Origin of the sequence: Enterococcus sp. AZ078 (assembly GCF_051714985.1) — a bacterium.
In the GTDB taxonomy this organism is placed as follows: Bacteria; Bacillota; Bacilli; order Lactobacillales; family Enterococcaceae; genus Enterococcus_B; species Enterococcus_B hirae.
In genome coordinates, this window is the sequence record NZ_JBIOSW010000001.1 from 952,183 (window position 1) to 974,974 (window position 22,792).

The 22,792-nt window shown below is 38.3% G+C and carries 22 protein-coding genes; 21 read left to right on the forward strand and 1 reads right to left on the reverse strand.

The window, feature by feature from the left end:
* Positions 1-15: 15 nt before the first annotated feature.
* The 3 genes from IGJ18_RS04590 (at position 16) to IGJ18_RS04600 (ending at position 2,532) form a co-directional block, all read left to right on the forward strand.
* Positions 16-1,239 carry a glycosyltransferase family 4 protein gene (locus IGJ18_RS04590; RefSeq protein ID WP_010719682.1) on the forward strand — a complete coding sequence of 408 codons (1,224 nt, stop codon included), beginning with the start codon at positions 16-18 and terminating at the stop codon, positions 1,237-1,239.
* Positions 1,240-1,327: 88 nt separating this feature from the next.
* The gene (locus IGJ18_RS04595) at positions 1,328-2,215 is read left to right on the forward strand and encodes an NAD(P)-dependent oxidoreductase (RefSeq protein ID WP_438842947.1); all 888 of its coding nucleotides are present in this window, start codon (positions 1,328-1,330) and stop codon (positions 2,213-2,215) included.
* A gap of 86 nt (positions 2,216-2,301) precedes the next feature.
* On the forward strand, positions 2,302-2,532 hold the full coding sequence (locus tag IGJ18_RS04600) for a YkuJ family protein (protein WP_010719680.1): 231 nt from the start codon (positions 2,302-2,304) through the stop codon (positions 2,530-2,532).
* A gap of 342 nt (positions 2,533-2,874) precedes the next feature.
* On the opposite strand, the gene IGJ18_RS04605 is transcribed toward IGJ18_RS04600, so the two are convergent.
* Positions 2,875-3,747, reverse strand: coding sequence for a GIY-YIG nuclease family protein (locus tag IGJ18_RS04605; RefSeq protein ID WP_088766128.1), 873 nt, complete (start codon positions 3,745-3,747; stop codon positions 2,875-2,877).
* A gap of 345 nt (positions 3,748-4,092) precedes the next feature.
* On the opposite strand from IGJ18_RS04605, the gene fabT reads away from it, so the two are divergent.
* The 18 genes from fabT (at position 4,093) to yqeH (ending at position 22,789) form a co-directional block, all read left to right on the forward strand.
* Positions 4,093-4,533 (forward strand): fatty acid biosynthesis transcriptional regulator FabT, encoded by a 441-nt coding sequence (fabT, locus tag IGJ18_RS04610; protein ID WP_010719678.1) that lies wholly within the window; start codon positions 4,093-4,095, stop codon positions 4,531-4,533.
* A 9-nt stretch (positions 4,534-4,542) separates the two neighbouring features.
* Entirely contained in the window at positions 4,543-5,505 is a 963-nt protein-coding gene (locus IGJ18_RS04615) for a beta-ketoacyl-ACP synthase III (RefSeq protein WP_010738138.1), read from the forward strand.
* A gap of 46 nt (positions 5,506-5,551) precedes the next feature.
* Complete coding sequence (locus IGJ18_RS04620) at positions 5,552-5,776, forward strand: acyl carrier protein (protein ID WP_005876288.1); 225 nt, start codon at positions 5,552-5,554, stop codon at positions 5,774-5,776.
* A 110-nt stretch (positions 5,777-5,886) separates the two neighbouring features.
* The gene (gene fabD, locus IGJ18_RS04625; RefSeq protein ID WP_010719676.1) at positions 5,887-6,822 is read left to right on the forward strand and encodes an ACP S-malonyltransferase; all 936 of its coding nucleotides are present in this window, start codon (positions 5,887-5,889) and stop codon (positions 6,820-6,822) included.
* Positions 6,813-7,550, forward strand: a complete 738-nt coding sequence (fabG, locus tag IGJ18_RS04630; RefSeq protein ID WP_010719675.1) for a 3-oxoacyl-[acyl-carrier-protein] reductase — start codon at positions 6,813-6,815, stop codon at positions 7,548-7,550. The genes fabD and fabG overlap by 10 nt, the downstream gene beginning before the upstream one ends.
* 17 nt (positions 7,551-7,567) lie before the next feature.
* Positions 7,568-8,803 carry a beta-ketoacyl-ACP synthase II gene (gene fabF, locus IGJ18_RS04635; protein ID WP_010719674.1) on the forward strand — a complete coding sequence of 412 codons (1,236 nt, stop codon included), beginning with the start codon at positions 7,568-7,570 and terminating at the stop codon, positions 8,801-8,803.
* 2 nt (positions 8,804-8,805) lie between these two features.
* On the forward strand, positions 8,806-9,300 hold the full coding sequence (gene accB / locus IGJ18_RS04640) for an acetyl-CoA carboxylase biotin carboxyl carrier protein (RefSeq protein WP_010738136.1): 495 nt from the start codon (positions 8,806-8,808) through the stop codon (positions 9,298-9,300).
* A 23-nt stretch (positions 9,301-9,323) separates the two neighbouring features.
* The gene (gene fabZ / locus IGJ18_RS04645) at positions 9,324-9,743 is read left to right on the forward strand and encodes a 3-hydroxyacyl-ACP dehydratase FabZ (RefSeq protein WP_010719672.1); all 420 of its coding nucleotides are present in this window, start codon (positions 9,324-9,326) and stop codon (positions 9,741-9,743) included.
* Positions 9,744-9,750: 7 nt separating this feature from the next.
* Entirely contained in the window at positions 9,751-11,130 is a 1,380-nt protein-coding gene (locus tag IGJ18_RS04650) for an acetyl-CoA carboxylase biotin carboxylase subunit (RefSeq protein WP_094940947.1), read from the forward strand.
* On the forward strand, positions 11,131-12,000 hold the full coding sequence (accD, locus tag IGJ18_RS04655) for an acetyl-CoA carboxylase, carboxyltransferase subunit beta (RefSeq protein ID WP_010719670.1): 870 nt from the start codon (positions 11,131-11,133) through the stop codon (positions 11,998-12,000).
* On the forward strand, positions 11,993-12,778 hold the full coding sequence (locus IGJ18_RS04660) for an acetyl-CoA carboxylase carboxyl transferase subunit alpha (protein WP_010738133.1): 786 nt from the start codon (positions 11,993-11,995) through the stop codon (positions 12,776-12,778). Before accD ends, IGJ18_RS04660 begins: the two co-directional genes overlap by 8 nt.
* Before the next feature lie 796 nt (positions 12,779-13,574).
* The gene (locus tag IGJ18_RS04665; RefSeq protein WP_161299245.1) at positions 13,575-13,727 is read left to right on the forward strand and encodes a hypothetical protein; all 153 of its coding nucleotides are present in this window, start codon (positions 13,575-13,577) and stop codon (positions 13,725-13,727) included.
* An 82-nt stretch (positions 13,728-13,809) separates the two neighbouring features.
* Positions 13,810-17,622, forward strand: a complete 3,813-nt coding sequence (locus IGJ18_RS04670; RefSeq protein ID WP_438842948.1) for a BspA family leucine-rich repeat surface protein — start codon at positions 13,810-13,812, stop codon at positions 17,620-17,622.
* Between the two features lie 979 nt (positions 17,623-18,601).
* Positions 18,602-19,429, forward strand: a complete 828-nt coding sequence (locus IGJ18_RS04675) for a transporter substrate-binding domain-containing protein (protein ID WP_010719665.1) — start codon at positions 18,602-18,604, stop codon at positions 19,427-19,429.
* A 12-nt stretch (positions 19,430-19,441) separates the two neighbouring features.
* Positions 19,442-20,131 carry an amino acid ABC transporter permease gene (locus IGJ18_RS04680; RefSeq protein ID WP_094940885.1) on the forward strand — a complete coding sequence of 230 codons (690 nt, stop codon included), beginning with the start codon at positions 19,442-19,444 and terminating at the stop codon, positions 20,129-20,131.
* Positions 20,132-20,144: 13 nt separating this feature from the next.
* On the forward strand, positions 20,145-20,879 hold the full coding sequence (locus IGJ18_RS04685; protein WP_010738129.1) for an amino acid ABC transporter ATP-binding protein: 735 nt from the start codon (positions 20,145-20,147) through the stop codon (positions 20,877-20,879).
* A gap of 276 nt (positions 20,880-21,155) precedes the next feature.
* The gene (locus tag IGJ18_RS04690) at positions 21,156-21,683 is read left to right on the forward strand and encodes a YqeG family HAD IIIA-type phosphatase (RefSeq protein ID WP_010719662.1); all 528 of its coding nucleotides are present in this window, start codon (positions 21,156-21,158) and stop codon (positions 21,681-21,683) included.
* Positions 21,680-22,789 carry a ribosome biogenesis GTPase YqeH gene (yqeH, locus tag IGJ18_RS04695; RefSeq protein ID WP_010738128.1) on the forward strand — a complete coding sequence of 370 codons (1,110 nt, stop codon included), beginning with the start codon at positions 21,680-21,682 and terminating at the stop codon, positions 22,787-22,789. Before IGJ18_RS04690 ends, yqeH begins: the two co-directional genes overlap by 4 nt.
* The last annotated feature ends 3 nt before the right edge of the window (positions 22,790-22,792 follow it).

Below are 22,792 nucleotides of genomic sequence, written 5' to 3' on the forward strand. Positions count from 1 at the left end.
TGGAGGCAAAAAATCATGAAAATTGGCTTTTTTACCGATACCTATTTTCCGCAGGTAAGCGGAGTTGCTACATCGATCAAAACCTTAAAAAATGAACTAGAAAAACATGGACATGAAGTCTATATTTTTACGACAACCGATCCAAATGCTGATAAAATAGAAAAAGATGTCATTCGTATGCCGAGTGTTCCATTCGTTTCCTTTAAAGATCGACGAATAGTGGTACGAGGTATGTGGTACGCTTATTTAGTAGCGAAGGAACTTGAATTAGAACTGATTCATACTCATACAGAATTTGGTGCAGGGATTTTAGGTAAAATGGTTGCTAAAAAGCTGAAAATACCATTGATCCATACGTATCATACGATGTATGAAGATTATCTACACTATATTGCTAAAGGCAAAGTGATACGTCAATCTCATGTCAGATATCTCTCCCGCTTATTTGTTAACCATACAACAGGGGTTGTCTGTCCCAGTGAACGAGTAATTGATACATTAAGAAGTTATGGTGTTGTCGCACCACTTCGAGTGATTCCTACAGGGATCGATATTGAGAAATTTAAAAGGGAAGGAATCACGCAAAAAGCTATCAAAGAAATCAGAGGATCGCTGAATATCAAAGATGATGAGTTAATGATCTTATCTTTAAGTCGTATCTCTTATGAAAAAAATATTCAAGCATTGGTCCAGGGGTTTCCCCAAGTTCTAAAAGCGTATCCCAATGCACGAATGGTGATCGTTGGCAAAGGGCCTTACCTTGAAGAGTTGCAAGAGCTAATCAACGAACTAGCATTGGATGAATTTGTCCAATTTACTGGAGAAGTCGATAACGAAGATGTGGCATTGTATTATAAAGCAGCTGATTACTTTGTTAGTGCCTCAACTTCAGAAACACAAGGTTTAACTTATACGGAAGCAATGGCTTCAGGGACACCTTGCGTAATTGAGGGAAATGCTTATCTTAATCGTTTGTTTGATCATCCCTCCCTTGGGAAAACATTTGAAACCGATGAGGATTTCGCACCAGCACTTATTGATTATATAAAAAGTGAAGTCCCTCGTGACCAAAAAGTATTGGAATCAAAATTATATGATATTTCCTCTACGCACTTTGGCGAAGCGATGATTGAATTTTATGAAGATATGATTATCTATCATGAAAAAGAAATGCAACGAAAAGAAGAAGAGGCATCCATCGAAAGAATAAAAATCAAATTAAATTCATTTAAACGATAAATTTAGGTATTTATCCTAAAAAAATCTTTGTTTCTGGCGTATACTTAGCATAGAGACAAAGATTTTTTGATTTTAGGAGGTCACGAATATGAAATTAGGTTTTATCGGGACAGGAGTCATGGGACGCGCAATCACTGAGCATCTTATGAACGCAGGACATGAAGTAACTGTTTATAATCGAACAAAAGCAAAAACGGATGAGCTAGTCAAAAAGGGAGCCATTTGGGCTGAAACACCTAAAGATGTCACTAAAAATAGTGAGATCATCTTTTCGATGGTTGGTTATCCCCAAGATGTAGAAGAAATTTACTATGGCGAAAATGGGATCTTTGCAACGGATGTCCAAGATCGAATTTTGGTTGATCTAACAACTAGTACCCCAACACTTGCAGAAGAAATTGCAAAAACAGCCACAGAAAAAGGCGCAGCTGCTTTAGATGCACCAGTTTCAGGTGGAGATCTGGGTGCGAAGAATGCCACTTTGACAATCATGGTTGGTGGTGAAAAAAGTGTCTATGAAAAAGTTTTACCTTTGTTTCAAGTGATGGGATCTACTTTTACTTTACATGGGACAGCAGGAAAAGGACAACATGCGAAAATGGCAAATCAAATCATGATTGCAGGGACTATGACAGGCATGACAGAGTTACTTGCTTATGCTTCAAAAGCAGGACTTGACTTTGAAAAAGTCATTGAAACAGTCTCAGGAGGCAGTGCTGCAAACTGGTCATTAAGTAATTATGCTCCTCGTATTTTAAAAGAGGATTATACGCCAGGATTTTTTGTTAAACATTTTATTAAAGATTTGAAAATTGCGTTAGATGAAGCAGATAAAATGGCATTGAAGTTACCAGCGACAACGCAAGCTTTAAAATTATATGAACAATTAGCAGATCAGGGATTTGAAAATGACGGTACTCAAGCATTGATTAAGCTTTGGTGGCCTGAAGGAAAGAACCCAGAAAAAAAATCTTAAAAAACTCGCTTTTTTTGGAGAAAATCAATGCAAGTCGTCTGTGCTTTTGTTACAATATAACAGAAATAAGAAAAGGAGGACCTCCGATGGCACATTCACAATTAGTTGCAATCATTAAACGACTGGAGGCAATGGTCGAATCAGCAGATAATGAACTGCAAGTCCGTCGTTTTGAAAAAGAGGGCGTTGAAAAATGTACAGTTACTTATGACAAAGCAACTGAAACATTTGAATTAACTGAAACAGATTCACATCAACAATATGAATTTGACAATATCGATATCGTTGCAATGGAAATTTATGACTTGATCCAATAAAAGATCATGAAAGAAGCGTTCAGCTCTGAGCAACCAAGAGAGGATTTTTTAGAAAATCTTCTCTTGGTGCTTTAGAGCTGCTTTTTTTATGGCTTAATGGATCAGGCTTCGTTCGTAAGAAGTCTTCTTGAAGTGACCAGGATGGGCGTGTTCTATCCACAAGCGTTCGTATCAGCAAGAGACTGCTCCGATGAATAGAAGAAAAAGTGTGACGCCTATTTTTCCTTAGATTTTTTTCGGCTAGTGAGAAGATTAGGGGAATAATTGGTTAAATGGATAAAACAACGAAAAGAAACCGTGAACTGTAGACCAATGTTTGGTAGTTCAAGGTTTCTTTTTATTTTACAATTCATTTTGGGCGAGAATTTTTTTATGGTAACTCATTAGTATAAGGACGGGGTCAATTTCTTCTTTTTGCAACTGTCGCTTCAAGGACAAACCAGCTTTTGCATTTTCATAATAAAAATAAGGAGATTCATCATTAGACGTAATGGCCGTTTCAGCCAGTTGACCGTAACAAATTAAATAATGTTTTTGTTTCGTTTCGTCCGCTGCCAGAGGTAAATGGAAAGTGATTTTAGGCGTCCTTAGAAATAGTTTCTGCGCCTGTATTCTTTTAATGAAAGCTGTGGATAACTCAATATCTTGTTGGATTTGGGCAGCTTTTTCAAAATTCAATTGTTCGATAAAATGATTTTGCCTTTTCTTCAAGTAAGTGATTAGTTTTTTATTGCGCCCTTGCAACAGATTTTGAATCTCTTTTTTCTTTTGTTCAAATGACAACTGATTCATTTCCGGTAATTGTGTATTTAAAGCTAAAAGGCTGATTTCAGACAGCCACGGCATCTGATAGGTTTCTTCAATGATGCGTAAAATAGCCGGCATTTTTTTGTAAAGTCGAAAGGGACCGTAAGTACGGGCAAGTGGCATATCCGAAAGGGAAAAACCATTATTTGTAATATGTAAATAATTATAGTTACTAAAATAGTTCATTTGACGGTTGTAAAAAGGGCGGTAGTACTGGATTAATTGACATTCTAACAATAGTGCATCTAATTCAGTATCCACGACGACAAAATCAAAGTCAGCGATATGATGAATCAATCGGCGAACTTTTTTTGAATGTTGTTTACTATGACGAAAATAACTACTTACACGATTTTTTAATTGTTTCGCTTTTCCCACGTAAATCACAGTTCCGGTATGATCTTTCATCAAGTATACCCCAGGAAGCAAGGGGAGTTTTTTTACTTTTTCTTTCAACGTTCTTTCTCCTTTTTTATCAAAAAATACTATATCAAATTTACGGCAAAGGAACAACCTTTTCGTTTGCTGAGTATTAAGTAAAAATAGTTTGATAATCAAAATATTTATTTGAGAAATATTTTTAATGTTTAAATGGGTGATTGTTGATTTAATAGGATTTTAAAATGAATTTTTTCTTAGAAAAAGTTCATAATCGAAAAAAATGAGCTTTTTAGGTTGCATTTTGAAAAAAGTTAAGATATAGTTTGAACATCAAATGATTTGATAATCAAACTAATTAGTGGATGGTGGAACATGGAACCAGATTTGAAAACAGTAAATGATTATCTTGTTAGTGTCTTCAATGATATTTTGACAATCGAAGAATCTGAATTAAAAAAATCTCAGTTCAAAGATTTGTCAATTACAGAGATGCATACGATCGAGGCAATCGGTATGTACAAGAAAAAAACGACTTCAGAAGTAGCCAAAGAACTGTCGATTACTGTTGGGACCTTGACCACTGCTATCAATAAGTTAGTAAAGAAAGACTATGTTGAACGCATTCGAAGTGAAGATGATCGACGAGTGGTGAAATTAGGACTGACAAAAAAAGGCAAACTTTTATATCGTGTCCATCAGCACTTTCATCGTGAAATGGTCAAAAATATCTTGGATGGCATGGCTACCGACGAACAGCAAGCTTTACTGGCTGCATTGAAAAACTTGCATGATTTTTTGCGAGATTACAAGTGAGGATTTTTAATGGAACAATTTGGAACGATCACAGCAACAGCTAGCGTCCTTCCCGAAAAAATCATTACCAATGATGATCTTTCCAAAATGATGGACACTTCAGATGAATGGATTTCATCGCGAACAGGTATCAAACAAAGGCGTTGCGTCACAGATCAAGAAACTTCTGATCTTTGCTATTTAGTAGCAGAAAAGCTCATCAAAAAAAAGAACATCGATCCGACAGAACTTGACTTCATTCTTGTAGCAACCATGTCTCCTGATTTTACGACACCCTCTGTGGCTGTCCAGGTTCAAGGTAAACTTGGTGCAACAAATGCAATTGCATTTGATCTTAGTGCAGCATGTTCAGGCTTTGTTTATGCTTTAAGCATGGCAGAGAAAATGATTCGGTGCGGTTCAAATAAAGGATTAGTGATTGGTGGCGAGACATTATCCAAATTAATCGATTGGTCTGATCGTTCAACGGCTGTCCTGTTTGGTGATGGTGCTGGTGGTGTGTTACTTGAAGCTGGTACAGAGCAGAAAATAATTGCAGAACATCTGGAAGCAGATGGCACTCGAGGATCGTCACTCACAGCTGGCTATCATTCGAACGGATCACCGGTGTATGTAAAGGATGCAAAAGGCTCTTTTTATTTATCAATGATAGGAAGAGATATCTTTGATTTTGCTGTAAGAGACGTTGCAAAAAACATTAAAGACATCACTCAAAATGTGTCAGTTGATTATCTGCTTTTACATCAAGCAAATCTTAGAATCATTGAGAAAATTGCACGCAAGGTAAAAATACCGCAAGAAAAATTCTTAACCAATATGGATAAATACGGAAATACCTCTGCTGCAAGTATTCCAATCCTATTAGATGAAGCGGTAGCTAGTGGGCAAATCACTTTAGGAAAAAAACAAAAAGTAGTATTTACAGGTTACGGTGGAGGTTTAACATGGGGAAGTATCCTCATGGAACTGTAAGCTGATAAAACATAAAATTGTAAACAATATCGGAGGAATATATAGTATGGTATTCGAAAAAATTCAAGAAATTATTGCAGAAGAGTTAGGAAAAGAAACAGAAGAAATCAAATTAACAACAAACATCCAAGAAGACTTAGAAGCTGATAGCTTGGATTTATTCCAAATCATTAATGAAATCGAAGACGAATTTGACGTGAAAATCGAAACAGAAGACGGCATCAAAACAGTTCAAGATTTAGTAACTTATGTTGAAAAACAAACTGCATAATCATTAAGATTAGGTTGGGGGCTGGGACATTTTCCTTAAATAGGAGTGTCTTGGTCCTTTTTAATAAATCAAGACATGAGCATATATCCTAAAAATATTGGAGAAAATACATGAAGACAGCATTTTTATTTAGCGGACAAGGCGCTCAGTATCCAGGCATGGGACAAGATCTCTATCAAGAAACTATCGTCAAAGAAACGTTTAATGAAGCAAGTGATATTCTAGGCTATGATATGGCGGAATTGTGTTTTTCAGAAAATGAACGACTCAATCAAACCGCTTATACGCAACCAGCAATCTTAACGGTCAGCATTGCTTTTTATCGTTTGTTGAAAGAAAGAGGGATTACACCTCAAGCTGCTCTAGGATTAAGTTTAGGCGAATATTCCGCTTTAGTAGCTAGTGGAGCTTTGTCATTTAGTGAAGCAGTCGCTTTAGTGGCAAAACGAGGGGCTTATATGACTGAGGCTGCACCACTTGGTAGTGGGAAAATGGTAGCTGTTATGAATGCACCTGTAGAAGTGATTGAAGAAAGCTGTTTGGAAGCTCAACGATTAGGAATTGTTTCGCCAGCAAATTATAATACACCCCAACAAATCGTAATTGGCGGTGAAGAACAAGCAGTGGATGAAGCAGTAAGAATCATGCAAGAAAAAGGCATTAAACGAATGATTCCACTTAATGTGAGTGGTCCGTTTCATACAGCAATCTTAGCGCCAGCAGCAAAAAAATTAGCCGTTGAGCTAAAAACGATCACTTTTAATGAGCCAGCAATTCCTGTCATCAGTAATACGACAACTGAAATCATGAACAAAGATCGGATACCGACTCTGCTTGAACAACAAGTAATGAAGCCGGTACATTTTTATGAAAGCATCCATCAATTAAAAGAACTTGGTGTGGAACGTGTGATCGAAGTTGGTCCAGGTAAAGTATTAAGTGGCTTTATGAAGAAAATCGATAAAACGATTCCGGTTTTAAGAGTAGAAAATCAACAAACTTTAGAAGAAACAATGACAAGTATCGGAGGCATGTTATGGAGCTAACAGGAAAAAACGTATTTATAACAGGTAGCACAAGAGGAATTGGTGCTGCTGTGGCGCTAGCTTTTGCAAAAGCAGGCGCAAACATCGTTTTAAATGGACGAAAAGCAATTCCAGAAGAAAAAATCAATGAGATCAAAGCTCAAGGTGTGAACTGCATCGGTGTTTCTGGCGATATCTCAGATTATGAAAAAGCTGGTTTGATGGTAGAAGAAGCAGAAAAACAATTAGGATCAATCGATATTCTAATCAATAATGCAGGGATTACGAACGATAAATTATTGATGCGCATGTCAGCAGAAGATTTTAAAGCTTGTTTAGATATCAACCTAACAGGAACATTCAATATGACACAACACGTTTTAAAGAAAATGATGAAAAAACGTGAAGGTGCAATTATCAACTTGTCAAGTGTTTCAGGATTGATTGGTAACGTCGGACAAGCAAATTATGCAGCAAGCAAAGCAGGTGTCGTTGGTTTTACAAAATCTGTTGCTCGTGAGGCGGCTGCACGCGGTGTTACATGTAATGCCATTGCTCCTGGTTTTATCGCTACGGATATGACCGAAGTGTTATCTGATAAAGTCAAAGAGCAAGTAGTAAAACAAATTCCAATGCAACGTTTTGGTAGCGTGGAAGATGTTGCGAATGCTGCGATTTTCTTAGCAGAGAGTCCTTATATCACAGGACAGGTCATCAATGTTGATGGCGGTCTCGTGATGCACGGATAAAAAGGAGGAAAACAATAATGAATCGAGTAGTAATTACAGGCTATGGTGTCACTTCACCAATCGGTAATGATGCTGAAAGCTTTTTAGATAGTTTGCAAAAAGGAACGAATGGGATTGCTCCCATTACTAAATTTGACGCCACAGAAACTGGAATCACACTAGCAGGTGAAGTCAAAGATTTCCCATACGATAAATATTTTGTAAAAAAAGACAGCAAACGGATGGACATGTTCTCGATTTATGGGATCTATGCAGCACTAGAAGCATTAGGGATGAGCGGTCTAGATAAAGAGAAAATCGATCAAGATCGTTTTGGTGTCATTGTTGGTTCCGGTATCGGCGGATTGCCAACGATCGAAAACCAAGTGATCCGGTTACACGAAAAAGGCGCGCAACGTGTCTCACCAATGTTTGTTCCAATGGCTATTGCAAATATGGCTGCCGGCAACATTGCACTACGTGTAGGTGCTAAAGGGATTTGTACAGCAATCGTTACTGCTTGTGCGAGTGGAACGAATGCTATTGGTGAAGCTTACCGCAATATCAAACATGGTTATTCAGATGTCATTCTAGCTGGTGGGGCAGAAGCAACAATTTGTGAAATGGGAATTGCTGGCTTTGCTGCACTAACAGCTCTATCGAATGCTGAAGACCCTACTCGTGGTTCGATTCCTTTTGATGAAGAACGTAACGGTTTTGTGATGGGCGAAGGAGCGGGTATCTTAGTGATCGAATCTTTAGAACATGCTCAAGCTCGTGGTGCAAAAATCTATGGAGAAATCGTTGGTTACGGCGCTAACTGTGATGCGTTCCATATGACTGCTCCTACACCAGATGGTTCAGGCGCTGCCAAAGCAATGAAATTAGCCATGGATGAAGCGGGTATTAAGCCAGAAGATGTTGGCTATATCAATGCCCATGGGACAAGTACACCCGCTAATGATCAAGCAGAAGCAAAAGCGATCCAACTGGCATTAGGTGATTCATTCAAAGAAACATATGTCAGCAGTACGAAATCCATGACTGGACACTTATTAGGTGCAGCTGGAGGGATTGAAGCGTTAGCTACTTTAATGGCGCTGGAACATCAATTTATTCCACCAAACATCAATGTCCAAAAACAAGATCCGGAAATTGACTTGAACGTTGTCATCAATGAAAGCAAACCAGCGCAATTGACTTATGCAATGAGCAATTCGTTAGGCTTTGGTGGTCACAATGCGGTCTTGTGTATGAAACGCTGGGAGGAATAATCTTGAATATCAATGAGATCAAGGAATTAGTCAGTCAATTCGATCAATCTACTTTAACTGAATTTGATTTAAGAGAAGGTCAATTTGAATTATATATGAATAAAAATGAATCTAGTCGTGGAATGGGAACAATGGCTCCAATGCCAGTAGCTACAGAAGCGCCTAGAGATACGGTAGTACCTCAAACACCAATCCAACAAACGCCAGTTAGTGAAGCACCTCAAGCATCTGTCGAAGCATCACAAGAAAGTTTCGAAGGTGTCGAGGTAAAATCACCGATTGTTGGAATCGTCTACTTACAACCTGCCCCTGATAAACCACAATTTAAGTCAGTGGGAGATAGTGTCAAAAAAGGTGAAGTGATTTGTATCATTGAAGCAATGAAATTGATGAATGAAATCACAAGCGAAGTCGATGGGAAAATCGTTGAGATTCTTGTTGAAAATGAAGCGGTTGTTGAATACGATCAACCACTATTTAGAATTCAACCAAATTAAGCAAAAGAGGAAAGAGGAGCAATATGAACATTCAAGAAATTAAAGAAATCATACCACATCGTTATCCGCTATTGCTGATTGATCGTGTCGAAGAAATGGTGGAAGGCGAACGAATCATTGCAAAGAAAAATGTGACGATCAACGAACCCTTTTTCCAAGGTCACTTTCCAGAAGAACCTGTGATGCCAGGTGTTTTGATCGTTGAAGCGATGGCACAAGCAGGAGCAGTTGCGTTATTATCCTTGGAACAATTTAAAGGAAAGACTGCTTATTTTGGTGGTTTAGACAAAGCAAAATTCCGTCGAAAAGTCACTCCAGGGGATACACTGTATCTTGAAGTAGAAATTACGAAAATCAAATCTTCTGCTGGTATTGGTAAAGGAATTGCAAAAGTGGATGGCAAAAAAGTTGCTGAAGCTGAATTAACTTTTATGATTGGATAGGTGAGTTATGTTTTCAAAAGTTTTGATAGCTAATCGTGGCGAAATCGCCGTACGAATTATTCGCGCTTGTCGTGAGCTTGGTATTCAGACTGTTGCTGTTTACTCACAAGCAGATGCTGACGCATTGCATACTCAATTGGCAGATGAAGCAATTTGTATTGGTCCTGCAAAAGCGACGGACTCCTATTTGAATGTCCAAGCAGTTTTGAGTGCAGCCATTGTGACCAAAGCAGAAGCGATTCACCCAGGTTTTGGGTTCTTATCTGAAAATAGCCGTTTTGCTTCTATGTGTGAAGAATGTAATATTGCTTTTATTGGTCCAAAGAGTCGAACGATCGATGCGATGGGGAATAAAATCAATGCACGTCGCTTGATGCAAGAAGCCAATGTACCTGTTATTCCAGGAAGTGATGGCGTATTATCAACAGTTGAAGAAGCACTAACAGTAGCGGATAAGATTGGTTATCCGGTCATGCTTAAAGCTGCCGCTGGCGGTGGCGGAAAAGGGATTCGTAAAGTTTTATCAAAAGAAGAATTACCGCAACATTTTTCTTCTGCGCAGCAAGAAGCAGCAGCGGCTTTTGGAAATGATGAAATGTATTTAGAAAAAATCATTTATCCAGCAAGACATATTGAAGTACAGATCCTTGGTGATCATTATGGGCATGTCCTTCATTTAGGCGAACGAGATTGTTCTCTTCAACGAAATAATCAAAAAGTATTAGAAGAATCCCCTTCAGTGGTCATCTCTCAGAATAAAAGAGATGAATTAGGAGCTGCGGCAGTTCGTGCAGCCAAAGCGGTTAATTATGAAAATGCTGGAACGATTGAATTTTTAATGGATGAAGCGGGAGAATTTTATTTCATGGAAATGAATACGCGGATCCAAGTCGAACATCCGGTAACGGAGATGGTTACAAACATTGACTTGGTAAAAAAACAAATTGAAATTGCTGCGGGACAACCGTTGGAAATCAAACAAGAAGATGTGCGATTCTCTGGTCACGCCATTGAGTGTCGAATCAATGCAGAAAACCCAGCTTTTCATTTTGCACCATCACCAGGAACAATCAAAAACCTTTTGTTGCCAGCAGGGGGCATGGGCGTTCGAGTTGATAGTGCCGTTTATTCCGGCTATACGATTCCACCTTATTATGATTCAATGATCGCTAAGGTGATCGTTCATGCAGATACTCGCTTTGAGGCATTGATGAAAATGCAACGAGCGTTAAGCGAAGTGGTCACCGATGGAGTGATCACGAACGCGGAGTTCCAAATGGATTTAATCAGTCATCCAGCAGTCATCGCAGGGGACTATAGTACCGCCTTTTTACAAGAAGATTTTTTACCGAACTGGACACCTGAAACAGAGATAGGAGAAGAGTAGATGGCTTTATTCAAAAAGAAAAAATACATTCGAATTAATCCTAATCGAGCAGAACAACCAACGAATGCGCCGTCTATTCCAGATAATATGTGGGCTAAATGCCCTAATTGTAAACACATCATTTATACAAAAGATATTGGTGATGAGAAGGTTTGCCCTCATTGTAGTTATAACTTTCGTATTGGTGCTTGGCAACGATTAGCATTGATCATCGATGAAAAAAGTTTAGAAGAATGGGACACGGACTTAGTAACGAAAGATCCCTTGAACTTCCCTGATTATCAAGAAAAGATCCAAACTATGCAAGAAAAAACAGGATTGCATGAAGCGGTATTGACAGGAAAAGCAACGATTCACGGTCTGCCATTTGCGATTGGTGTCATGGATTCTAATTTCATCATGGGCAGTATGGGAACCGTTGTAGGTGAGAAAATAACCCGTTTGTTTGAACGGGCTGAAAAAGCTGGCTTACCCGTTGTCTTGTTCACTGCTTCTGGAGGAGCCAGAATGCAAGAAGGTATTTTTTCTTTGATGCAGATGGCAAAAATCTCAGCAGCCGTCAAACGTCATAGCAATGCCGGTTTGTTTTATCTAACAGTATTGACCGATCCAACTACAGGCGGCGTAACAGCGAGTTTTGCAATGGAAGGCGACGTGATCCTGGCTGAACCCCAAAGCTTGATTGGTTTTGCCGGTAGACGAGTGATCGAACAAACGATCAAACAAGAATTACCGGAAGATTTCCAAAAAGCAGAATTTCTACTTACCCATGGATTTGTTGATCAAATCGTTCCTAGAAAAGAACTAAAAGAAACGATCCATCATTTGTTGGAAATGCATACGCAGAAAGGTTGGATAAATCATGGATAAAACAGCACATGAGATCGTTCAACTGGCGCGTGAAAAGGATCGTTGGACGAGTCTTGATTTTTTTGAAGATATCTTTGAGGGGTTTCAAGAATTTCATGGCGATCGTTTATTTGGAGACGACGAAGCAGTCGTTGGTGGGGTTGCCAAATTAGATGGAAAACCTGTCACAGTTATTGGGATCCAAAAAGGACGAGACCTTCAAGAAAATATTCGCAGAAATTTTGGTTCGCCTCATCCAGAAGGCTATCGTAAAGCACTTCGTCTGATGAAACAGGCAGAAAAATTCCATCGTCCTATTATCACACTGATTAATACTGCTGGTGCCTATTGTGGTGTCGGTGCAGAAGAACGTGGTGAAGGAGAAGCGATTGCCAGAAACCTATTAGAGATGTCTGATCTAAAAGTACCGATCATTGCAATCATCATCGGTGAAGGTGGAAGCGGAGGAGCATTGGCTCTTGGCTTAGCTGATGAAGTTTGGATGCTTGAACAGACGATTTATGCTGTCTTATCTCCTGAAGGTTTTGCATCGATTTTGTGGAAAGATGGTAGTCGAGCAGCTGAAGCGGCTGAATTAATGAAAGTTGCGGCAGCTGAATTATTAGAATTAGATGTCATCGATCGTGTGATACCGGAAACAGTAAATGGGCAAGCTTTAAGTAAAGAAAAAGTCAGTCGAATGTTACAAAAATCATTGATTGAAAAATTGACCGAACTATGTCAAACTTCCACTGAAGAGTTGCTTGAACGACGTTATCAAAGATTCCGTAAATTTTAAACAGTTATAAAGAATAAAACAAACAGTTATGCACCAAATTGAATGAATAAAGCAATCGACCTACCCACCGTTTCCTGTTAGATGACAGGAGTAGCTTTGGAGGTCGATTGCTTTTTGAGTTTTTCGACTCTTTGTCATTAAGGACTGATGAATGGTGTGAAATCAAATCTGGGTCAGAATGAATCTCATTCTGTCTCAGATTTTTTTGTTAGTTCACGTTGATAGTTTTTTTATTAACCTGTCTGCTTTTTAAAAAAACATTGGAATACAAGGATTGGAGATTATCCTCTATCATTCATCAGAGATTTTATAAATGGGAATGCGATAATCGCTCTGTTGAATATAATCATGTGTCTACCATTTGGTTGGCATGAATATGGGCTCTATAATTTTTCAAGGAGACTGGGACAGAACTTGTCTCAGTCTCATCTAGTATCTCTAAAAAACAAATAAACATGAGACAAAAGCAGCGTCTTCGGAAAATCTGCTGAAATTTACCAAAAATTTGAGAAGCACCAAGTAGGTAACAATCAACAGCAAAAAACTAGTTTTTGTGTTTCTTGTCAATTTTTGGGAATCTCTTCTTATTTCTTGATGCTAACTACTTTTGTCTCCACTTCCTTTTTTGATATATTTAAATCTTTCTCCTGTCTAAAAGGTTGCAGGTTATTCTGCCACTTATGAACCTTTACATAAATCGTAACATGTAGATGAAAAATTTTTTCAATGATAAGTAGTAGAGAAAGCTTGATTGATTTCCTCAATCAATGAAAAAAATACATACAACAAAACAGTTATGGTAAACGATCAAGATTCAAGAATATTAATTAGTTATATTGAGCGTTTACTCTTGATTAGAACAAGTAAAATAAAAGCTACAGGGGAGATGATCCATACGATTTTGTCAGCTTCGGTAACAAAATGGACATTGGAAAGAGATATCAATTGAAAACAGAGAAAACACCTAAAGCTGATGAAGTGGTATTGACGAGAAAGTAATGATCAAAAATAAGAGAAAAAAAGGAGTAAATATGAGTAAGAAAAAATTAACAGCAAAACGTAAAAAACAGCTATTAACGATGTTTGCGGTGGCTGGGGTCATGGGAAATACCGGGATCGCACCAACGATGGCATTAGCGGATACTTTGACACCAACAGCTGAAACTGCTACTGAACAAACACAGGCGAATGAAGCAAAAGAAGTCATCGATCAAACGATACAAAACGTCACAGAGCCGTTAGTAAACCCAACGGATTCAACCACTACAACTAGTGATTCATTAGCAACAACTGATGAAGCAACGGATGAAACAACGGATGACACCCAAGACCAAGCAACAGAACAAGAACAAGCAACAGCAGCGACTGCCGAAAGTGAAGGGGATGCAACTAATCCAACAGCTGAAGCGCCAAAAGTAGCGCAAAAAGCGAACGTGGCAGCAGCTTCTAAGATAACAGGCACGTGGGGTACCAGTCCGTATACTTTTGATGAAAATACAGGGGTATTGACGATCGGAGCAGGTGAGTTAAGTGGCTATAAAGAATCACCATGGAACAGTAAAAAAGTAGATGCTAAAGCAATCAAGAAAATTGTCTTGTCTGGAAAAGTAGTTGCTCCGGAAGATTCTAGACGCCTATTTTCTTATTCGTACCTTATAAATGTAACTGAAATCGAAGGATTGAGTCAACTGGATACCAGTAACGTAACAAATATGGAGTATATGTTTCACGGTATGCGCAGCGTAACAAGTCTAGATGTAAGTGGTTTTGATACCAGTAACGTAACAAATATGGATGCTATGTTTTACAGTATGAGCAACGTAACAAGTCTAGATGTAAGTGGCTTCGATACCAGTAAAGTAACAGAAATGGCGTTTATGTTTGACAGTATGAGTAGATTAACAAGTCTAGATTTAAATAGCTTTGATACCAGTAAAGTAACAGTTATGGATTCTATGTTTTTCGGTATGCAAAGTTTAACCAGTCTAGATATAAGTGGCTTTGATACCAGTAACGTAGCATATATGGGTGATATGTTTCGCCGTATGAGCAGTTTAACTAGTCTAGATTTAAGCAACTTTGACACTAGCAAAGTGACAGATATGGGTGGTATGTTTGCTGATACTCCACTTAAGAAATTAATTCTAGGAGATACCTTTAAATTTGTAGAATCAGGCTCCGAAAATGCAAAACTTACTTCTGCCTGGAAGCGAGCAGATGGTAAAGGGAAGGTTTATACAGCAGCAGATTTCATGAATAACTATGGCACCGGTGACTTGACTGCTGGCACGTACGTTTCTGCTACAGGTTGGTGGGGTACCAGTCCGTATAATTTTGATGAAAACACAGGGACATTGACGATCGAAGCAGGTGAGTTAAGTGGCTATGAAAAATCACCATGGAACAGCGGAACAGTGGATTATGAAGCAATCAAAAAAATTGTCTTGTCTGGGAAAGTAGTGGCTCCAAAATATTCTGGCTATTTGTTTAGTTCAACTTACACTGGTAAGCAACTTAAGAATGTAACTGAAATCGAAGGGTTGAGTCAACTAGATACCAGTAACGTAACAGATATGCGTTGTATGTTTTCCGATATGCGTAGCGTAATAAATCTAGATGTAAGTGGGTTTGATACTAGTAACGTAACATCTATGAATTATATGTTCAAAAATATGAGTAACATAACAAGCCTAGATGTAAGTGGGTTTGATACCAGTAATGTAACAGGTATGTATACGATGTTTCAAGGTTTAAGTCGCGTAACAAGTCTAGATTTAAGCAACTTTGACACCCACAAAGTGACAGATATGCGTGAGATGTTTGTTGATACTCCACTTAAGAAATTAATTCTAGGAGATACCTTTAAATTTGTAGAATCAGGCTCCGAAAATGCAAAACTTACTTCTGCCTGGAAGCGAGAAGATGGCACAGGGAAGGTTTATACAGCAGAAGATTTCATGAAAAACTATGGCACCGGTGATCTGACTGCTGGCACGTATGTTTCCGTTGAAACAGGCACGTGGGGCACTAGTCCGTATATGTTTGATGAAAATACAGGGGTATTGACGATCGAAGCAGGTGAATTAAGTGGCTCTGAAGAATCACCTTGGAACAGCGACAAAGTAGATAGTGAAGCCATCAAGAAAATTGTCTTGGCTGGAAAAGTAGTGGCACCAGAAGATTCTAGCAACCTATTTTCTTATTCGTACCTTAAAAATGTAACTGAAATCGATGGGCTGAGTCAGCTGGATACCAGTAACGTAACAGATATGCGTGAAATGTTTCGTGGTATGAACAGCATAACAAGTTTAGATTTAAGTGGGTTTGATACCAGTAACGTGACAAATATGAAGTGGATGTTTGGCGGAGGACTAAGGAGCGTAACAAGTTTAGATTTAAGTGGGTTTGATACCAGTAATGTAACAGATATGTATGCTATGTTTTACGATATGAGTAACTTAACAAGTCTAGATTTAAGCAACTTTGACACCAGCAAAGTAACAGATATGAGTTATATGTTTGAAGGTATGAGTAGCGTAACAAGTTTAGATTTAAGTGGGTTTGATACCAGCAAAGTAACAGATATGAGTGATATGTTTCTTATAGTTCCGCTTAAGAAATTAATTCTAGGTGATCACTTTAAGGCGATTGGAGACACTAAGTTATCAGCACCGAAAGCATTGAACGATGGAGATCAGCTGACAGGAAATTGGATTCGTGAAGATGGTCAGTCCAAAGGCTATTCACCTGCTGACTTTATGACAAATTACGGCACTGGGGATTTAACGGCAGGAACTTATGTGGCAGAACTAGTGAAAAGTGAGTTGAAACCACAAGAATATCATGTAGGAGATGTCAATATTACTGGAACTTACACAGGGGATATGTCTCTCGGCCGATTAACCGTTAATGGCAAAGTTGTTAGCTGGGGCGGTAGCTTCAAAGATGGTCAGTTCAGCTATTATGTCGGTGTTGGCAAATTAAAAGTCGGCGACAAAGTCGTATTAGATGGCTACAACAAAGAGAAGGAATTGATAGATTCAAAAGAGATTGAAGTGATTTCCGAATCTTCAGGATCAATTGATCAGGTGGACACTTATAAGCTAGGTGATTCAACCATTACTGGAACTTACACGGGGGATATCCATAAAGGAAAACTAGTAGTGAACGGAGAAGTCGTTAGCTGGGGCGGAACCTATAAAGATGGTAAGTTTAGCTATTATGTGAACTCTCAAATCATCAAAGCAGGGGATCAAGCAACGATTCAAGGCTATGATAAATTCGATACACCACTAGGTGATCCACAACCGGTAACTATAGGAGAACAACTGGGTCAATTAACAGAAGCCCATCGTGTGGGAATCAGTACAGTGATCGAAGGAAGCTACACCGGCGATGTTTACCAAGGAATCTTGTTGGTCAATGGCGAAAAAGTTAGTCAAGGCGGCAGCTTCAAAGATGGCAAGTTCAGTTATTATGTAGGAAACCTTAAAGTATCAGAAGACGATCAGGTAGTCTTGATGGGTGCCAACAATCGAGGACAACAAATTCCAGGATCAGAGATTGATGTCACTATTCAAACACCAACAGCTGAAATCAACGAATTGACTTATAAACTTGGCACACAAACGATCAAAGGAGCCTATGGTTCTGATACTCAAGTTCACCAAGGACACTTGTTTGTCAATGGTAAACTGATCAGTAAAGGTGGGAGCTTTAAGGATGGGGCAATCAGTTATTATGTGAAGCCAGATCTAATCAAAGCTGATGATCAAGTAACAATGAATTTCTATGATGGCAGTGGCAACTTATTGGCTGAAAACCAAACAGTTTCTGTAAACTAAGGAAAAATAAATTCATGTAAGTCTAAAAACTGGGGCATTGATTAGAAAAAATCTGATCAATGTCTCAGTTTTCTTGATTTAAGATACGCTCAAAATTAAAATAGGTTGAGCTAAATGATGAATACCGGAATGTGTACAGAGGTTTATATTTAGTAAAATAAGATCTGTTTAGAAATCATACGATGATTCTAAGATTATTTAGAATTAATCAGTCGCATAATTAGTTGGTCAAACAAACTGATTGAGAATTACTTAGAATAGGAAACTTAGTTGAGCACAGAAGGGGTTGAAACAAACATGTTTAGTATCAATTAATTCCGACTAATTTTCCGAAGATGCTGCTTTTGTCTCCGTTTCTTTTCTTTGGATAAGTGCAAGGTTCTACTAGCATTCCAATAGTGTGAATGAATTTTGCGCAAACAATCCAACTGCAGACTAGAATACACTCAGAGTGAACGGCGGTTATAACGGACTAGATTCCCGCTGTTTTTGTATCAAGATAAGGATTCTAATGTGAGTGTAGATAGGATCTAGAAGACAATAATCTAACTGATTTTAATCCTATTATCAGTAGAACAATGAAAAATACTAGTAATCAGACATGGAATTTGATTCCCAGATCTAATTGAACTCTGATAAATATTATTTGCACATAAAGAGTGTTTCGCATCAAGAAGTAGAATTTCCAAAATTTTCTTCTTGAATGTTTGATGACTTTTGTCTTCTTGCGGGAGATTAACTAACCTTATCTGTGGTTACACCTGTAAAAGAGCTAAGGATGATTTTTTCGTTCTTGGCTCTTTTTCATTTTATTGAAAACCATTCTAAAATAATTATTCTTTTATTTTATTTATATACAATATATATACCTTAAAATACATATTTTTAAATAAATATACAAAAAATGCTTTTTTTTTGAAAGTTTCATGCTATAATTACTTCACTTAATACAAAAGTTTTAACGTAGGAGGAAAATGACATGAAAAAATTCTTTGGGATGTTAACGGTACTGTTTGCACTAGCGACTTTAGGTGCATGTGGCAGCAGCAATACGACTGCTCAAGGTCAGGAAAAGGATCAGTTAGCAGCGATTAAAAAAAGCGGGGTACTAAAAGTAGCTACGTCGGCTGATTACGCGCCGTTTGAGTTTCATACGATGGTTGACGGGAAAGATAAAATCGTAGGATCTGATATTGACTTAGCTAAAGCAATCGCGAAAGAACTAGGAGTAAAAGCTGAAGTATCAGATATGAATTTCAATACCGTTTTAGCTTCCTTAAAAGAAGGGAAAGCAGATCTTGCTATTTCTGCGATTTCTGCCACAGATGAAAGAAAACAACAATTTGACTTCACAGACAATTATTACAACCCACCACAAGTGGTAATCATCAACAAAAAAAATAAAGAAATTTACCGCAATGCGAATGACCTAAAAGATAAAAATGTAGGTGCTCAAAAGGGATCAATTCAAGAGGAATTAGTTAAGACGCAACTGAAAGGTGCGAAGCTTGTGACAATCGACAAAGTTCCCAACATGATCGTTGAAGTTAACCAAGGCTCATTAGCTGCGACAGTCGTTGAAAAAACGATCGCCGAATCATATATCGCCCAAAATCCTGATCTGATGATCGCTGATATTTCACTTGAGCCAGCTCCTGATGAAGCCTTTGCTATTGCGTTACCTAAAGAAAGCAGTCAACTACAAAAAGAATTAAACCAAATTATCAAAAAGTTGAATGATGAAGGGAAAATTGAAGAATTTATTCAACAAAATAACGAATTAGCTGAAAAAACAGCGGCAGAATAGAGGTCAGGCAGAGTGGATTTTTCTTTTTTAGATAAATATTTCCCTTATTTTTTATCAGGTACAGGAATAACAATCATGATTTCGATCGTCACAGTGATCTTGGGAACGGGTATCGGTTTACTTATGGCGTTACTAAAATTGTCCAAAAAGAAACCGTTGAATGTTTTAGCTAATGTCTATATCGAAGTGTTACGAGGAACACCGATGCTTCTACAAATCATGATCGGCTTTTTATTGCTTCAAGGATTTTTTCCTTCAAAAGATCTAGAAGTAGGTGTTTTAACTGTTGATCTTGGCCGCCTGCTTCCAGGAATGATCGTGTTATCATTAAATTCCGGTGCCTATGTGGCAGAGATCATCCGTGGGGGGATCCTGGCAGTGAACAACGGTCAAACAGAAGCCTCCTATTCATTAGGGTTGCGTCCAGCTCAAACGATGCGTTACGTGATTTTACCACAAGCATTAAGAAATATTTTGCCTCCTTTAGGCAATGAATTTATTACGTTGATCAAAGATTCTTCCCTGTTGACTGCGATCGGAATCAATGAACTGATGGGAGCGGCGCAAATCGTCATATCCAATTCGTATGTTCCATTAGAGCCTTATTTTATAGCAGCAGCCGTTTATTTCATCATGACGTTTGCTACTTCTCGGTTACTAAATCGCTGGGAGAAAAGATTAGGTAAAGGATACCAAGGATGAAGGGTGAAAATAAATGGCCAAATCATTGATTAAAATTACACATTTAAATAAAAAATTCGGTGAACAGGAAGTACTGAAAGACGTTTCCGCTGAAATTTATCCAGGAGAAGTCGTGGTACTTTTAGGACCATCAGGCTCGGGAAAAAGCACTTTACTAAGATGCATCAACTTATTAGAGATACCAACTTCTGGTGAAATCAAGTTTGAAGGAATGACAATTACCGACAAGCAAAATGATATTTTTAAAACAAGAGAAAAAATGGGAATGGTTTTCCAACAGTTTAATCTATTCCCTAATATGACGGTTTTAGAAAACATCACTTTGTCACCAATCAAAGTCAAAAAGCAATCAAAAGAAGAAGCAACAAAGATTGCTAGAGATCTGCTAAAGAAAGTAGGACTGCTAGAAAAAGCCGATACTTATCCTCAGTCTTTATCTGGGGGGCAACAACAACGGGTCGCCATTGCGAGAGCTTTAGCCATGCAACCCGACGTCATGCTATTTGATGAGCCGACTTCAGCTCTTGATCCGGAGATGGTCGGAGAAGTGTTAGAAATCATGTTGCAATTAGCTCGTGAAGGGATGACTATGATCATTGTGACTCACGAAATAGGCTTTGCAAAAGAAGTCAGTGATCGAGTTCTATTTATGGATGGAGGAACCATTCTTGAAGAAGGTACACCGACGGCTATTTTTGAACAAACCAGTCATCCACGAACAGTCGCATTTTTATCCAAAATATTATAAAAGTCAGTAACATCCAAAGAATAAAAAATCGAATGAAAACTCTCGAAACAGTTTCTCGTGTTTGGAGAGTTTTTATTTTATCAGTGTAGTCAAACGGATGATTTCTTCTCTTTTAAAAGTGTTTGGTAACTTCGGTCTGTTCATCATTTCAGGTTAATAGTTGTTTATTCAGAAGGATTCAGGTGTAGAGGTAGTTTTTTTGGAAAGAATGAAGTATAATATAGGGCTGAGGAGTACATTTCGTGCTCCTTCATTTTTTGCAGATGAGGAGACAAAATGTTTTCAAAATATAAACCAACATGGATGGTCGATGCCATCTACAAGATAACCCCTGCACAATTAAAAAACTTAGGGATTAAAGCAGTTTTGACTGACTTGGACAATACGTTGATCGCTTGGAACAATCCTGATGGAACAGAGGAATTACTCGACTGGATCTTAGAAATGAGAAATGCTGGTATTCCAGTAGTGGTTGTTTCAAACAATAGCTCTGAACGAGTAGCACGAGCGATCGATAAATTTGAATTGACGTATGTTGCTCGGGCATTAAAACCTTTAGCCGTAGGAATGAATCGAGCAAAAAAAATGTTGAATCTTTCAGATGATGAAATTGTGATGATCGGTGACCAAATCATGACAGATATCCGAGCAGCTAATCGTTCGGGTATCAGAAGTATCTTGGTTAAACCAATCATTGAAACGGATAGTTGGAAAACACGATTCAATCGTTTTTGGGAACGCAAAATCATGGCCTATTTATTAGCACACAATCCTGATATGGGCTGGCGAGGTGGAATTGAATGAACGAAGAACTACAGTGTATTGGGTGTGGAGCAACGATCCAAACCGACCATCCTAATGAATTAGGGTATACACCAAAAGCAGCATTAGAAAAAGGACTAGAATCAGGTGAGGTCTATTGCCAACGTTGTTTCCGGTTAAGACATTATAATGAGATCCAAGATGTTTCACTGACAGATGATGATTTTTTGCGCCTGCTGAATGAACTAGGACAAGAAGATGCCTTGATCGTCAATGTTGTCGATATCTTTGATTTTAATGGTTCTTTGATTCCAGGACTACACCGATTTGTAGGTAATAACCCGGTGCTCTTGGTCGGAAACAAAGTGGATATTTTACCTAAATCACTGAAGAAACCAAAAATGATCCAATGGATGAAAGAGCGTGCACATGAAGCTGGATTGCGTCCGGTTGAAGTATTATTGACAAGCGCAAAAAAAGCGAATGAAATGGAAAATCTACTCAAAAAAATCGAAGAGTATCGTGAAGGTCGTGACGTCTATATCGTTGGTGTGACAAATGTCGGTAAATCGACATTGATCAATCAAATCATCAAGAACACAGCAGGTGTCAAAGATGTGATTACGACTTCTCAATTTCCAGGGACAACTTTAGATAAGATCGAGATTCCTTTAGATGATGGGCACTTCTTGATTGATACTCCTGGGATTATCCATCGACATCAAATGGCGCATTATCTTGGGAAAAAAGATTTAAGAATCATTGCACCAACGAAAGAAATCAAGCCTAAAGGATACCAATTGAATGAAGGACAGACACTCTTTCTCGGCGGTTTAGCAAGGTTTGATTTTATCAGTGGGCAACGCGGTTCATTTATTGCTTATGTTTCAAATGATGTCACTATTCATCGAACGAAATTAGCAAAAGCCGATGAATTTTATGTGAAACACGTCGGTGGATTATTACAACCACCTCGTCCCGATGAAGTAAATGAATTTCCCGAATTGGTTCGTTTTGAATTTTCGGTAAAAGAAAAAACAGATATCGTATTTGCTGGCTTAGGATGGATCACAGTGACACAACCGGCAGTCGTAGCAGGTTGGGCGCCAAAAGGTGTGAATGTGATGAAACGAAAGGCCTTGATTTAAGGA

Bases quoted from the DNA above. Each gene is read 5' to 3' on its own strand.
- IGJ18_RS04615 (WP_010738138.1), top strand. From the start codon at position 4,543: ATGGAACAATTTGGAACGATCACAGCAACAGCTAGCGTCCTTCCCGAA.
- fabF (WP_010719674.1), top strand. From the start codon at position 7,568: ATGAATCGAGTAGTAATTACAGGCTATGGTGTCACTTCACCAATCGGT.
- yqeH (WP_010738128.1), top strand. From the start codon at position 21,680: ATGAACGAAGAACTACAGTGTATTGGGTGTGGAGCAACGATCCAAACC.
- fabT (WP_010719678.1), top strand. From the start codon at position 4,093: ATGGAACCAGATTTGAAAACAGTAAATGATTATCTTGTTAGTGTCTTC.
- IGJ18_RS04670 (WP_438842948.1), top strand. From the start codon at position 13,810: ATGAGTAAGAAAAAATTAACAGCAAAACGTAAAAAACAGCTATTAACG.
- IGJ18_RS04660 (WP_010738133.1), top strand. From the start codon at position 11,993: ATGGATAAAACAGCACATGAGATCGTTCAACTGGCGCGTGAAAAGGAT.
- IGJ18_RS04605 (WP_088766128.1), bottom strand. From the start codon at position 3,747: ATGAAAGATCATACCGGAACTGTGATTTACGTGGGAAAAGCGAAACAA.
- fabG (WP_010719675.1), top strand. From the start codon at position 6,813: ATGGAGCTAACAGGAAAAAACGTATTTATAACAGGTAGCACAAGAGGA.
- IGJ18_RS04595 (WP_438842947.1), top strand. From the start codon at position 1,328: ATGAAATTAGGTTTTATCGGGACAGGAGTCATGGGACGCGCAATCACT.
- IGJ18_RS04685 (WP_010738129.1), top strand. From the start codon at position 20,145: ATGGCCAAATCATTGATTAAAATTACACATTTAAATAAAAAATTCGGT.
- fabD (WP_010719676.1), top strand. From the start codon at position 5,887: ATGAAGACAGCATTTTTATTTAGCGGACAAGGCGCTCAGTATCCAGGC.
- IGJ18_RS04650 (WP_094940947.1), top strand. From the start codon at position 9,751: ATGTTTTCAAAAGTTTTGATAGCTAATCGTGGCGAAATCGCCGTACGA.
- IGJ18_RS04675 (WP_010719665.1), top strand. From the start codon at position 18,602: ATGAAAAAATTCTTTGGGATGTTAACGGTACTGTTTGCACTAGCGACT.
- IGJ18_RS04620 (WP_005876288.1), top strand. From the start codon at position 5,552: ATGGTATTCGAAAAAATTCAAGAAATTATTGCAGAAGAGTTAGGAAAA.
- accD (WP_010719670.1), top strand. From the start codon at position 11,131: ATGGCTTTATTCAAAAAGAAAAAATACATTCGAATTAATCCTAATCGA.
- IGJ18_RS04590 (WP_010719682.1), top strand. From the start codon at position 16: ATGAAAATTGGCTTTTTTACCGATACCTATTTTCCGCAGGTAAGCGGA.
- IGJ18_RS04665 (WP_161299245.1), top strand. From the start codon at position 13,575: ATGGTAAACGATCAAGATTCAAGAATATTAATTAGTTATATTGAGCGT.
- fabZ (WP_010719672.1), top strand. From the start codon at position 9,324: ATGAACATTCAAGAAATTAAAGAAATCATACCACATCGTTATCCGCTA.
- IGJ18_RS04690 (WP_010719662.1), top strand. From the start codon at position 21,156: ATGTTTTCAAAATATAAACCAACATGGATGGTCGATGCCATCTACAAG.
- IGJ18_RS04600 (WP_010719680.1), top strand. From the start codon at position 2,302: ATGGCACATTCACAATTAGTTGCAATCATTAAACGACTGGAGGCAATG.